Raw genomic sequence first — 12,068 nt, 5'->3', positions numbered from 1 at the left:
GTGGAGCGGGCGCCGCCGAGCTCAGTCGAGCGTGATGCCCCAGTCGAGGGTCCAGGTCTCACCGGGGGCGAGGCGGCGCAGGCCGACACCGCTGTTCAGTGCATCGGCGGGCGCGGTCATGGGCTCGATCGCCACCGCGAGGGACTGGCCCGGGTACTTGTCGGTCGTGTAGACCTGCACGAAGTCGAACCCGGCGCCCTGCCAGAGGGTGAGTCGCCGACCGTCGGGGGCGGTCAGCGAGTGCCGGACCAGCCCGTCGGCATCACGGTCGAGGTCGGTGAATCCGGTGTCGAGGCTCACATCGCCGATGCGCACTCCGTCGCGCAGCGCGGCATCCGCCGGGTGCGTGCCCGTGGGGAGCATGCGCTCGACGGTGTCGAACGCGGTCTGCGCCGGCACCCGCAGCACGAGCTCGTCCGGGTCGACGTCGCCGATCGTCACGAACGGATGCGTGCCGAGTGCCACCGGTGCCGCGGTGGCGGAACGGTTGGTCAGCGCGTGCGTGACGTCGATCCCGTCGGCACGCAGCACGTAGGTGACACTGGTCTCGACGAGATAGGGGTAGCCCGTCTGCGGCACGATCGTGGCGCTCAGCGTCGTCGCCGACGCCGTCTCCTCGATCGCGTAGGCCGTGAATCGCAGCAGCCCGTGGCTGGCGTTCATGAACTTCGGCTCGGTGATCGCGAGCTGCCGCTCGGTGCCCTCGTCGTTCCAGGCTCCATCCCTGACGCGATTCGGCCAGGGCGTGAGCACGACGCCCGAGCAGGACGGGGTCGGCGAGTCGAGCGGATACGGGGCGATCAGATCGACGGATCCGATGCGGAGCGAGCGGAGGGATGCGCCGACCTGCGCGATCTGAGCGCTGACGTCGCCGAGCTGGAGGTGCACCTGTGTGCCGGTGGGAGATGCGGAGTTCACTCCGCAATCGTATGGCGAGCAGCATCCGCGATGGGGCTGGGCGGTCTTTCAGGTGCGACCGCTACACTTGATGGGTCGGCTTCGGACACCCGCGCATGGCGCGGACGTTTTTGTGTAAGAAGTGTGAGTCCAGGGGCCGATGGTGAGCGTCGCTCGACGCTAATCAACCATCACATGAATGGCCCCGGCCGCTGACAGTCCGGAACCCCGTCCGATCGCATCCGATCCGGCGCTGGGTGCTCGCGCGTGTGCGCGGCGCTGTTCTCGTGCGAGAACTCAGAAGGACACACCCATGCCCAAGAACAAGAAGCCCCGCGGCGGACGCCCCTCCGCCAACTTCGAGCCGCGCTACGGCGCGAACAAGACCTCGTTCCACGACCGCCACGCCGGTGGGCGCGACAGCGCTCGCGACACCCGCGATTCCCGCGACGTGCGGGGCGGACGAGCGGATGCCGGCGAGCGGCGCACCCCGGCGGCCGGCTTCGACCGTCGTCCCGGCAGCCGCAGCGCCAGCCACCGCGGCTACCGTCCCGCAGAAGAGGGCGCACCCAAGCAGCGCTGGTCCTCGCAGGAGCGCGCGGGTCGCGATGAGGCCCGTGGCATCCGCAACCGTGCGGAGTCGGGTCGCCGCGAGGCACCGCACCGCGGCGGTTCCGAGCGTCCGCGCTTCGACGATCGTGCCGAGCGCCCCCGCTACAACGACCGTTCCCCCTCGGGCTTCGACCGTCCGCGTCGCGATGACCGCGGCGGCCAGCGTCCGACCGGTCCCGGCACGTACCGCGATGAGCGCGGCGGCCAGCGCGACGAGCGTCCGCGCCGCGACGACCGCGGTGCGGGCACGCAGCGCCAGGGCTTCCGCGACAACGATCACCGCGATGGCGGACGTCCGGGCCGTGACCAGCGCTCCGGCGGCTTCCGCGACGATCGCGGTGGTCAGCGCTTCTCCCGTGACGAGCGCCCGCAGCGCGACGACCGCGGCGCATCCGAGCGTCCGCGCTTCAACCGCGACGACCGCTCGCCGCGTTCGGGCGACCGCACCGAGCGTCCGCGCTTCGACCGCGCGGCATCCGAGCGTCCCCGCTTCGACCGTGACGACCGCCCGCGTCGTGACGACCGTGGCGCGGGCCCGCGTCGCGATGACCGCGGCGCCGAGCGTTCCTACGACGCCGACCGCGCACGCCGTGCCTTCGACCGCGACCGCACGCAGCGGTCGATCGAGGGTGGGCGTGACGAGCGTTCGCGTCCCTCGACTGGTGGCGCGTACCGCACCGATCGTCCCCGCCCGCTGACGTCGGACACCCGCGGGCGGCCGTCGCGCAATGAGCGACCCAGCCGTAACGACTGGAACGCCACATCGAGCGCGGCACCCGCCAAGAAGTTCGAGCCGACGGACGACGTCGTGCACGAGCGCCTCGAGGCCAAGTCCGTCGCGGCGGTCGAGGTCGACGGTGTGACCTTCGGCGACCTGGGTCTCGGATCCAACATCGTCGAGACCCTCGTCGGCATGGGTGCCGCGACTCCGTTCCCCATCCAGGCGGCCAGCATCCCGGCCGTGCTCGAGGGGCGCGACGTCCTCGCCCGTGGCCGCACCGGCTCAGGCAAGACCATCGCCTTCGGCGCACCGCTCGTCGAGCGCGTGCTGCAGTCGCAGGCGGGCAAGCGCCGTGAGTTCGGCCGCTCGCCGCGCGCGATCATCCTCGCTCCCACGCGCGAGCTCGCACTGCAGATCGACCGGACCATCCAGCCGATCGCCCGCAGCGTCGGCCTGTTCACCACGCAGATCTACGGTGGCGTCCCGCAGGGCCGTCAGGTGGGTGCGCTGAAGAAGGGCGTCGACATCGTCATCGGCACCCCCGGTCGCGTCGAGGACCTCATCAACCAGGGCAAGCTCGACCTCTCCGACTGCCGCATCGCGGTGCTCGACGAGGCCGACCACATGTGCGAGCTCGGATTCGTCGAGCCCGTGCAGCGCATCCTGCGTCACACGGCCGACGGCAGCCAGAAGCTCCTCTTCTCGGCCACGCTCGACCGTGAGGTCGCGGCACTCGTCGACGAGTTCCTCGTCGACCCGGCCGTCTACGAGGTCGCCGGTGAAGATCAGGACTCGAGCACCATCGAGCACCGTGTGCTCGTGATCGAGCACCGCGACAAGGCCGAGATCCTCACCTCGCTCGTCGACCGCGACGGCAAGACCCTGGTCTTCGCCCGCACCCGCGCCTACGCCGACATGCTCGCCGAGCAGTTCGACGACGCCGGCATCCCCGCGGTCTCGCTGCACGGTGACCTCAACCAGGCCAAGCGCACGCGCAACCTGGAGCGCCTGACGTCGGGTCGCGTGAACGTGCTCGTCGCCACCGACGTCGCCGCCCGCGGAATCCACGTCGACGACATCGACCTGGTCGTGCAGGCCGACGCTCCTGACGAGTACAAGACGTACCTGCACCGTTCAGGCCGCACCGGCCGCGCCGGTCGCTCGGGACGCGTCGTCACGCTCATCACGCGTCAGCGCCAGCGTCGCATGACCGAGCTGCTGGAGCGTGCGGAGATCGACGCGCCATTCGAGAACGCGCGCATCGACGACGACCTGATCGAGGAGATCGCCGGTCGCGTGCCGACCGCCGCCGACCTCACGGCCTGATCCGTCACGTTCGAAGGCCTCGCTCCCGCATTCGCGGCGGCGGGGCCTTCGTCGTTTGCGCGGCCGATCTGCGGCACAGGGATGCGCGGTGCGGTCGGGTGCGCGTCCTGCGAAGGAGATCTCTCACTCCGAAGGGCTGACGCGTCGGATCGCTCCTACGGAGCGCGTGATCTCCTTCCGAGCGGCGGCTCAGCCGAGCTGGTGCTCGTGGATGGCCGTGGTCAGTGTCGTGCCGTTGAGGTCGAGGTAGAGCACCTGCTCGGTCACGGTGAGCGTCATCGTGTTGCGGCGTGCGATGAGCGGTGCCGCGGAGTCGATGAAGCCGGGGTCGAAGCTGTAGACCCGGAGGTCCTCGGAGCGGTGGATGCGCTTGTCGGCCCACGGCGCCATGACCTTCGCGGGGTCGCGGTGCGTATAGACGACGGTACGCTCGGCGAGGCGGCTGCCGTAGTGGAGGCGCTCTGCATCGGGCGCGCCGACTTCGATCCACGCCGTCGTCTTCCCGGTGAGGTCGCGCACCAGCACGGCGGGCTCATCGGTCTGCGAGATGCCGCCGCCGAATGCGATGCCCTCGGTGAACTCGAGTCCATAGGCGAGCACGCGGGTCAGCATGTAGGCGTCGGTCTCGGACGGATGCCGCGCCACGCGCAGCGAGTAGTCGTCGTAGACGCCGCGATCCATGTCGGCCAACTGGACGTCGAACGTGTGCATCGTGGAGCCGGTAGCCATAACGCTCGAGCCTACGCGCCCCGGGGGTGGCTTCCCGACCTCCGACGCTCCACCGGACCGGCGTTCAGAACAGCATCGGCTGTGCGGGGGCGGGCGCTGGCGTGAATGCGGGCGCCGGCCTCCCGTGCGGTGCAGAAGCCCGGATGCCGCGCACGGGGTAGTCGTCCTCGTGCTGCCCATCGAGTCCGTGCAGTCTGATCAGCGGCCGTGCGCGCTTCGCGAGCCATTGGCGGTAGCCCTTCGGCGCCTCGGCGGAGACTCCGGGGTACAACCCGCGATACGACGACACGAGGTCGGGGCGGAAACCCTCGAGCCACTGCATGAACCAGGGCTTCACTCCGGCGCGCAGGTGCAGGGCGCCGTAGATCACGCGGCTCGCTCCGGCCTCCTTGATGCGCCGCAGGGCGGTGTCGATCGCCTCGACCGAGTCGGTCATGTGGGGCATGATCGGCATCAGAAAGACGGTGACGCGGAAGCCGGCATCCCGCAGTGCGCGTACCGTGTCGAGCCGTGCCTGGGTCGTCGGAGTCCCGGGTTCGATCGCCTTCTGCAGATCGTCGTCGTACATCGCGATGGACATCTGGATGTCGACGGGAACACGCTGCGCCGCCCGCACCAGCAGCGGGATGTCGCGCCTGATCAGGGTGCCTTTGGTGAGGATCGACATCGGTGTGCCCGACGTCGCGAGGGCATCGATGATCCCCGGCATCAGCTTGTACCGACCCTCGGCGCGCTGATACGGATCGGTGTTCGTGCCCAGAGCGACCGTCTCGTGCTCCCAGCTGCCGCGACGCAGCTCCTTCTGCAGCACCTCGACGACGTTGACCTTCACGACGATCTGCGAATCGAAGTCCGATCCGCCGTCGAGATCGAGATACTCGTGCGTTCCTCGGGCGAAGCAGTAGACGCAGGCATGGCTGCACCCGCGGTATGGGTTGATGGTCCAGGCGAACGGCATGCGCGATGCACCGGGCACATGGTTGAGGGCCGACTTCGACAGCACCTCATGGAACGTCATGCCTGCGAACTCCGGCGTGGTCACCGTGCGGAGCACGCTGGAGCGATCTTCGAGGCCGGGAAGCGCAGCGGCGTCGACGTCACCGAGTTTCTGTCCTTGCCACCGCATGTCCTCCATTCGAACATAAAGACGACACTCCGTCAACCGAGCGTGTGAATTCTGTTCGAATGGACATGAGGGACAATGGAAGCATGTTCTTCCCGCCGCAGCCTCAGCATGCGGCGCCGCGCTCCCCGATCCGCGGTCCCGCGCTGCCCATCGGTCTCGCGGCGACGGCGATCGGCGTGCTGCTGTCGCTGGCCGGTGCGCCGGTGGCCGAGACGACCGACGAGCTGGCGATGCCGCAGCCGTCCGTCGTGCAGGAGGTGCCGGCGGTCGAGGTCGGTGCGACCACCGCTGCCGATCCGTGTTCGGAGCCGAGCGTGCTCGAGGCGATAGCCGTCGCCGACGATGCGGCGATCATCGCCGGCTTCGGGGGTGGCGAGAGCTTCCGTTCCGCTGTCGTGGCGGGCAACGCACCCTGCATCGCGCTCGACGACCCGGCTCACGTCTGGGTCGTCGTCAACAAGGCGCGTCCGCTCGCTCCGGTCTCCTTCGCGCCGTCGGCGCTCGCCGACCTTCCGCTGCAGATGACCACCCGCTCCGGTCAGGCGCGGACGGACGTCGCCGCGGCGGTCGGAGAGATGGCGGATGCGGCGGCCGCCGAGGGCGCGGGGCGCATCGGAGCGAACAACGGCTACCGATCGTATGAGCTGCAGGTCGTGACCCACGCCTCGCATGTGCGCAACAGCGGGCAGGCGGGAGCGGACGCCTCGTCGGCGCGTGCCGGTCACAGCGAGCATCAGACGGGGCTGGCGCTCGATCTCGTGGCGTGCGATTCGTCGTGCGGAGCCATCGAGTCGTTCGGCGCGACGGTGCAGGGGCAGTGGATCGCGGCGAACGCCTGGGAGTACGGCTTCATCGTGCGCTACGACCAGGTCGGCTCCGGCATCACCGGATACAAGCCCGAGCCCTGGCACCTGCGATATCTCGGACGCGAGCTCGCGGCGGCGTATCACCACGGCGGGTATCACACGCTGGAGGAGTTCTTCGGGCTCCCCGCGGCCCCTGATTACGCCCACTGAGCGCAGTGACAGCGGCGCGTGTGCGACCGCATTGCGGCATCCGACAATCGCGGTACCGAGTCTCACGGATTGTGGGATGCATTCTCACAACGAGCTGTCGCGGTGTCGGCGACCCGGCATAGAATCGCCGGAGCAATGACGCACGAACGTTCGGGAGGACGCAATGGAACGCGACATCTACGAAGAGGATCACGAGGCCTTCCGCGACCTCGTCAAGGACTTCGTCAAGCGCCACGTGAACAACGAGGCCATCGAGCGGTGGGATGCCGCGGGTGAGATCGACCGGGCGACGATGCTGGCCGCGGGCGAGGCCGGTCTGATCGGACTGTCCGTCCCCGAGGAGTTCGGCGGTGCCGGCATGCTGCAGGACTACCGCTTCCGCACCATCGTCATGGAGGAGGTCATCGCTTCCGGAGCAGGGTCGCTCGCCGGTGCGTTCGGCATCCAGGACGACCTCGCCGTGCCCTACCTCGTGCACATGGGCACGCAGGAGCAGAAGGAGAAGTGGCTGCCCCGCATGGCCACGGGCGAGGTGCTCGGTGCGCTCGCCATGACCGACCCCGGCGCGGGCTCTGACCTGCGCGGCATCAAGACCAACGCGAAGAAGGTCGACGGGGGCTACATCCTCAACGGCGCCAAGACGTTCATCTCGTCGGGCTCGACGGCCGACGTCGTGGTGACCTTCGTCAAGACCGGTGAGGGCAACCGTCCCGACGCGTTCAGCCTGCTGCTCGTCGAGAAGGGCATGGAGGGCTTCGATCAGGGCAAGAAGCTCAGCAAGATGGGCTTCCACGGCTGGGACACGGCCGAGCTCAGCTTCACCGACGTGTTCATCCCCGACGAGAACCTCATCAGCGGCAAGGAGGGGCAGGGCTTCATCCAGCTGATGCTGAACCTGCCGCTCGAGCGGCTGTCGATCGGCGTGGCCGCGGCCGCTGCCGCCCAGGCCGCCCTCGACTGGACCGTCGCCTACACGAAGGATCGTGAGGCGTTCGGCGAGCGCATCGCCGACTTCCAGAACACCCGCTTCCGGCTCGCCGACATGGCGGCGACCACCGACGCGATGTGGGCGTACATCGACCGTGCGCTGCTCGCCTACAAGAACAGCACCCTCACCGCCGAGGACGCTGCGAAGGTCAAGTTCTGGGCGACCGAGCGCGAGTGGGAGGTGCTCGACACGGGTGTGCAGCTGCACGGCGGCTACGGCTACATCATGGAGTACCCGATCGCCCGCGCCTTCACCGACGCCCGCGTGCACCGCATCTACGGCGGCACGAACGAGATCATGCGCGACCTCGTCGGCCGCCAGATCGTCGGCAAGCGCTGACGAACCTCTCAGAGAAGGGCCCCGGATGCCGGCATCCGGGGCCCTTCTCCTGTCGATGGCACGGCTGCCCGCCTGAAACGGGCCTGCCGGCGCGCAGGCGGAGAGAAGCCAGCGCGGTTCAGCGGGGCAGCCGGCCACCGACGCCGGCCTTGCGCAGCCGATCGGCGATGAGGATGCCGAGTGCGGTGGCGCCGAGGCAGCTGCCGAGGGTCACGGCGAAGAAGGTGATCTGAAGGGGAAGCCCGAAGCTGCCGAGATCGAACGAGGCCCAGGCGAGGATCGGGTAGACGATGCCGACGATCAGTGCCCCGAGGTAGTGCAGCCAGGTTCCCCAGTAGCGCCAGAGGACGAACAGGAACGGCAGCTCGGTGAACGCCGCCCACCAGAGGTTGGTGGCCACGCTGCTGAAGCCGTAGCCCGAGAACGGCACGATCACGAGACCGGCCAGCAGGCCCACCAGCAGGCCGACGAGTGGGCGCCGCAGCAGGCGGAGGGCGATCACCGAGGGGAGCAGCCAGAGGCCGGCCAGCGCCACGCTCACGAAGGGCAGGCCGGGGAAGAGGATCGTCGAGATCCAGTTCGCCGGGGCGAGGAGCGCGCCACCGGCGACTCCGAGTGCCGCGCACGTCAGCAGGATCGCCGTCGGGATGCGGAATCGCGAGCGTCCGCCGCCGGTGCGGGGTCGATTCTGCACCTCGGAAGCCGATTCGCGGTGCGTTTCTGACCCCGCAGTGGCCGACGCTTCCGCGTAGGGGTTCGAGCTCACGGCATCCGCACCGTTCACAGCATCCGCGCCGTTCATGCGAGGGGCTCCGCCGCAGCCTCGCGGGCCGCCTTCGAGGTGGGCGAGGCCGCGCCGATCTTCCAGTAGCCGCAGAAGCTCACGTCGTTCTTGTCGACACCGCGCTCGCCGACGAGATGCTTGCGTGCACCCGAGGCCAGCGACTGCTCGCCCGCGGCGTACGCGTGGAACGGCGCTGCCGGCAGTGTCAGCTCGCGCAGCCGGGCGAGGGCGAACGACCCGGGGTCGAACTCGTGCGGCCGCGCGAGCCAGATGATCTCGACGCCGGCGGGGTGCGGGAAATCCAGAGCGTCGGCCTCGGACGGCACCTCGATGATCGCCGTTCCCGTCGCGTCCGCAGGCAGTGACGCGCAGATCGAGGCGATCGCGGGGAGCGCCGTCTCATCGCCGACCAGCACCACGCGATCCGTTCCGCGCTGCGGGTTGAACGTGAGGCCCTCGTCGATGATGAGCACGTGCTCGCCGGGTTCGCAGGTCTCCGCCCAGCGTGACGCGGGGCCGGCCGTGCCGTCGGCCGCAGACCCGTGCAGCACGAAGTCGACGTCGATCTCGGCGCCCGACTCGGCGGTGGCCGCCCGGTACGCGCGCACGCTGTAGTTGCGCATGACCGGGCGCTCGCCGTCGGGGATCCGCAGGAACCTGAGGTATCCGAACATCTTGTTCGCCTTCGCGGGAACGCGGTCGAGCCCCGCATCGCCGCCGATCGGCAGGAACAGGCGGAACCACTGGTCGAAGCCCATCGGGCGGAACTTCTCGATCTCACCGCCTCCGAGCGTGACCCTCATCCAGTGCTCGGAGAGGCGCTCGGTGCGCAGCACGCTGAGATGGAGGAGTTCGGCGGTCTCGGGCTTGACCAGTCTGCTGTATGCCATGCGGGCGCCTTTCAGGGCAGCTGCCAGGGGAAGAAGAGCATGAAGATCGCGGCGGATGCGGCGATCGAGGCGACGATGAAGACGGTGTCTCGGATGCGGAACGGCACGAGGTGCCTCTCGGTGCGCGTCGAGTGCGCGCCGAAGGCCCGCGAGTCCATGGCCAGGGCCACGCGCTCGGCGTGGCGGATCGCACCCGCGAGCAGCGGAACGATGTATCCCCAGCCGCGAGCGATGCGCGCGAAGGGACTGCTGCCCCCATGGTGCCCTCGCACGCGATGCGCGGCTCTGATCACCGCGAGCTCGTGCCCGAAGCGCGGCACGAAGCGGAACGCGGCCAGGGCCGTGTAGCCGATGCGGTAGGGCACCCGCAGCTGCTGCACGCTGGCGCGCACGAGATCGGGGCCGGTGGTGGTCAGGCCGCCGATGAGTGCGAGGGAGACGATCGCGCCGAGCCGCAGAGCCGTGGCGAAGCCGATCGCGAGGGCGCCCTGGCGCAGCGTCCAGTCGCCGAGCTGCACCACGGCAGCGGTGTCGCGCACGATCTCGGCGTCGACCCACAGCGAGAACCCGAGCCCGATGGCGATCATGCCGAGTGGGAGTGCGAGGAACAGCACCGCGGCGATGCGCCAGGTCACCCGCGATCCGAGGACGATCACCGCTAGGGACAGCGCCAGGAAGGCGGCGGGCGTGGCGAGGTCGCGCACGAAGATCAGCAGCACCATGGCCGGGGCGACCCCCGCGACCTTCGCCAGCGGATTGAGCGCATACAGGAACTGGCGCCGAGACGATGCCGACATCGCGGCATACGGGTCGAAGGCGTGGGCGGTCATGCGATCGCCCGTCCCGCTGCGGCGAGCACGCGCTGCAGCGCCGGAAGGCGGAGCCCTGCCTCGACGAACGGCGTCTCGTCGGCGAAGAGCGCGTCGGTGCGATCGGCGGCGTGCACGCGACCGTCTTTCAGGATCACCGTGTGCGACGTGTGCTCGGCGACGAGCTGCAGGTCATGGGTCACTATGACGATCGTCGTCCCCTCGTCACGCAGGTCGTGCAGCAGAGTGAGGAGCTCGGACGCCCGTGCACGATCCTGGCCGAAGGTCGGTTCGTCGAGGGCGAGCACCCGCGGGCGGGTGATCAGGGCCGTGCCGACCGAGAGGCGGCGCTTCTCGCCGCCCGAGAGCAGGAACGGATGCACATCGGCCTTCGCCTCGAGGCCGAAGCGCATCAGCATGGCGTCGACGCGCTCGCGCGTCTCGGCATCCGGGGTGTGCCGCAGCCGAAGTCCGTGCGCGAGCTCGTCGAACACGGTGTGCGCGATGAACTGGTGCTCCGGGTTCTGGAACACGAACCCGATGCGGCTCGAGAGCTCGCGCGGCGAGGCCGACCCGGGGTCCATGCCGTCGACCGTGACCTGCCGCCGGGGCGGCGGGACGACACCGGCGAGCGCCTGCAGAAGGGTGGTCTTTCCGGCGCCGTTGGTGCCGACGATCGCCGTCAGGGTTCCCGCCTCGATGTCGAGGTCGATGCCGTGCAGGATCTCCGTGCGGTGACGACGAACCGTCAGCCCGCGGGCGCGGACGATCGGAGTGGCTGCACGGTCTGCCGCATCTGTCATTCCTTCGTGCGTCTGCAGGACCGACGCACGGATGCCGGAGGAGACAGCGGTATCCGGTCCTGCATCCGTGCCGTGGTCCTGCACACCGGACGGATCAGGAGTGGCGGATGCCGCCGCCAGTGCCGCGGCGAGCTCCTCGGGTGTCAATGGAAGGTCGTCGAGATGCAGCGTTCCGGCATCCCGCATCCGCAGCGCCGCGAGTGTCGCCGCAGGCAGCCAGACACCCATCTCGACGAGCTCCGCCGCGTGCTCCCGGATGATCCGGGCCGGCGGTCCGTCGAAGACGACCCGCCCTGCGCGGTCGAGCACGATCGTGCGGGTCAGGAACCCCATCGCGGCGTCGAGATTGTGCTCGACGAGCAGGATGCCGCGGTCGCCCGCTGCGATGACGTCGGTCAGTGCGGCGTAGACGTCGTCGATGCCCTGCGGATCGAGGTTCGCGGTCGGTTCGTCGAGCACGATCAGGGGCGACCCCATCGCCAGCGCGCACGCGATCGCGAGACGCTGACGCCCGCCGCCGGACAGGCGATCGGGGTTCTCATCGCGCCGCTCCCACAGGCCGACACGGCGCAGTGCGTCTTCGGTTCTCGTGCGCACCTCGTCGAGCGACAGCAGCAGGTTCTCGGGGCCGAAGGCGACCTCGTCGTAGACCGTGCCGGTGACGATCTGGGCGTCCGGGTCCTGGAAGACCATCGCGACGTGGGTGCTCAGCGATGCGGTGTCGGCATCCGCCGTGCTGACTCCGCCGGCCTCGACCGATCCCGTCATGGTCGCGGGCACGGCGTGCGGGATCAGCCCGTTGAGCGCGAGCGTGAGCGTCGACTTGCCCGAACCCGAAGGGCCGAGCAGCAGCACCACCTCGCCGGCATCGATGTCGAAGGTGACGTCCCGCGGCGAGGGGTGCACAGCATCGGCGTGGGTGATCGAGAGGTCACGCACGCGGAGGAGAGGCGCAGATGAGCGCACGGCATAACCCCGGTTTCAGCGGATCGGTACCGTTCTAACTTAGCTGAGCCTTACCTGATCTG

At 69.4% G+C, this 12,068-nt stretch carries 10 protein-coding genes; 3 read left to right on the top strand and 7 right to left on the bottom strand.

What is annotated here, in order from left to right; genetic code table 11:
* Positions 1 to 21: 21 nt before the first annotated feature.
* On the bottom strand, positions 22 to 918 hold the full coding sequence (locus ACZZZF_RS09100; RefSeq protein WP_463498037.1) for an aldose 1-epimerase family protein: 897 nt from the start codon (positions 916 to 918) through the stop codon (positions 22 to 24).
* 292 nt (positions 919 to 1,210) lie between these two features.
* On the opposite strand from ACZZZF_RS09100, the gene ACZZZF_RS09095 reads away from it, so the two are divergent.
* Positions 1,211 to 3,556: a DEAD/DEAH box helicase gene (locus tag ACZZZF_RS09095; RefSeq protein ID WP_463498035.1), complete on the top strand. Its 2,346-nt coding sequence runs from the start codon at positions 1,211 to 1,213 to the stop codon at positions 3,554 to 3,556.
* Positions 3,557 to 3,745: 189 nt separating this feature from the next.
* Here the strand turns inward: ACZZZF_RS09095 and ACZZZF_RS09090 are convergent, their stop codons facing one another.
* Together ACZZZF_RS09090 and ACZZZF_RS09085 are read right to left on the bottom strand one after the other, a co-directional pair.
* On the bottom strand, positions 3,746 to 4,285 hold the full coding sequence (locus ACZZZF_RS09090) for a YaeQ family protein (protein WP_053098637.1): 540 nt from the start codon (positions 4,283 to 4,285) through the stop codon (positions 3,746 to 3,748).
* A 64-nt stretch (positions 4,286 to 4,349) separates the two neighbouring features.
* Positions 4,350 to 5,411 carry an Rv2578c family radical SAM protein gene (locus ACZZZF_RS09085; RefSeq protein WP_072592194.1) on the bottom strand — a complete coding sequence of 354 codons (1,062 nt, stop codon included), beginning with the start codon at positions 5,409 to 5,411 and terminating at the stop codon, positions 4,350 to 4,352.
* Positions 5,412 to 5,494: 83 nt separating this feature from the next.
* Between ACZZZF_RS09085 and ACZZZF_RS09080 the strand changes: the two genes are divergently transcribed.
* Together ACZZZF_RS09080 and ACZZZF_RS09075 are read left to right on the top strand one after the other, a co-directional pair.
* Positions 5,495 to 6,427 carry a M15 family metallopeptidase gene (locus ACZZZF_RS09080; RefSeq protein WP_463498033.1) on the top strand — a complete coding sequence of 311 codons (933 nt, stop codon included), beginning with the start codon at positions 5,495 to 5,497 and terminating at the stop codon, positions 6,425 to 6,427.
* A 163-nt stretch (positions 6,428 to 6,590) separates the two neighbouring features.
* Positions 6,591 to 7,754 (top strand): acyl-CoA dehydrogenase family protein, encoded by a 1,164-nt coding sequence (locus ACZZZF_RS09075; protein WP_053098639.1) that lies wholly within the window; start codon positions 6,591 to 6,593, stop codon positions 7,752 to 7,754.
* Between the two features lie 118 nt (positions 7,755 to 7,872).
* Here the strand turns inward: ACZZZF_RS09075 and ACZZZF_RS09070 are convergent, their stop codons facing one another.
* Genes ACZZZF_RS09070 through ACZZZF_RS09055 form a run of 4 tightly spaced genes read right to left on the bottom strand, consistent with a single transcriptional unit; the run spans position 7,873 to position 12,006 of the window.
* Complete coding sequence (locus tag ACZZZF_RS09070) at positions 7,873 to 8,556, bottom strand: ECF transporter S component (protein WP_463498031.1); 684 nt, start codon at positions 8,554 to 8,556, stop codon at positions 7,873 to 7,875.
* A complete protein-coding gene (locus tag ACZZZF_RS09065; RefSeq protein ID WP_285363849.1) occupies positions 8,553 to 9,428 on the bottom strand; it encodes a siderophore-interacting protein in 876 nt (291 codons plus the stop codon). The genes ACZZZF_RS09070 and ACZZZF_RS09065 overlap by 4 nt, the downstream gene beginning before the upstream one ends.
* An 11-nt stretch (positions 9,429 to 9,439) precedes the next feature.
* On the bottom strand, positions 9,440 to 10,258 hold the full coding sequence (locus ACZZZF_RS09060; RefSeq protein ID WP_463498029.1) for an energy-coupling factor transporter transmembrane component T: 819 nt from the start codon (positions 10,256 to 10,258) through the stop codon (positions 9,440 to 9,442).
* On the bottom strand, positions 10,255 to 12,006 hold the full coding sequence (locus ACZZZF_RS09055; RefSeq protein ID WP_056276576.1) for an ABC transporter ATP-binding protein: 1,752 nt from the start codon (positions 12,004 to 12,006) through the stop codon (positions 10,255 to 10,257). The genes ACZZZF_RS09060 and ACZZZF_RS09055 overlap by 4 nt, the downstream gene beginning before the upstream one ends.
* Between the last annotated feature and the right edge of the window lie 62 nt (positions 12,007 to 12,068).

The organism is Microbacterium sp. AC215 (genome assembly GCF_979258645.1).
This window is presented reverse-complemented; position numbering and strand designations above follow the sequence as displayed.

What these genes read in the sequence shown, in the direction of transcription:
- ACZZZF_RS09095 (WP_463498035.1), top strand. Translation starts at nt 1,211, where the DNA reads ATGCCCAAGAACAAGAAGCCCCGCGGCGGACGCCCCTCCGCCAACTTC.
- ACZZZF_RS09090 (WP_053098637.1), bottom strand. Translation starts at nt 4,285, where the DNA reads ATGGCTACCGGCTCCACGATGCACACGTTCGACGTCCAGTTGGCCGAC.
- ACZZZF_RS09085 (WP_072592194.1), bottom strand. Translation starts at nt 5,411, where the DNA reads ATGCGGTGGCAAGGACAGAAACTCGGTGACGTCGACGCCGCTGCGCTT.
- ACZZZF_RS09080 (WP_463498033.1), top strand. Translation starts at nt 5,495, where the DNA reads ATGTTCTTCCCGCCGCAGCCTCAGCATGCGGCGCCGCGCTCCCCGATC.
- ACZZZF_RS09075 (WP_053098639.1), top strand. Translation starts at nt 6,591, where the DNA reads ATGGAACGCGACATCTACGAAGAGGATCACGAGGCCTTCCGCGACCTC.
- ACZZZF_RS09070 (WP_463498031.1), bottom strand. Translation starts at nt 8,556, where the DNA reads ATGAACGGCGCGGATGCTGTGAACGGTGCGGATGCCGTGAGCTCGAAC.
- ACZZZF_RS09065 (WP_285363849.1), bottom strand. Translation starts at nt 9,428, where the DNA reads ATGGCATACAGCAGACTGGTCAAGCCCGAGACCGCCGAACTCCTCCAT.
- ACZZZF_RS09060 (WP_463498029.1), bottom strand. Translation starts at nt 10,258, where the DNA reads ATGACCGCCCACGCCTTCGACCCGTATGCCGCGATGTCGGCATCGTCT.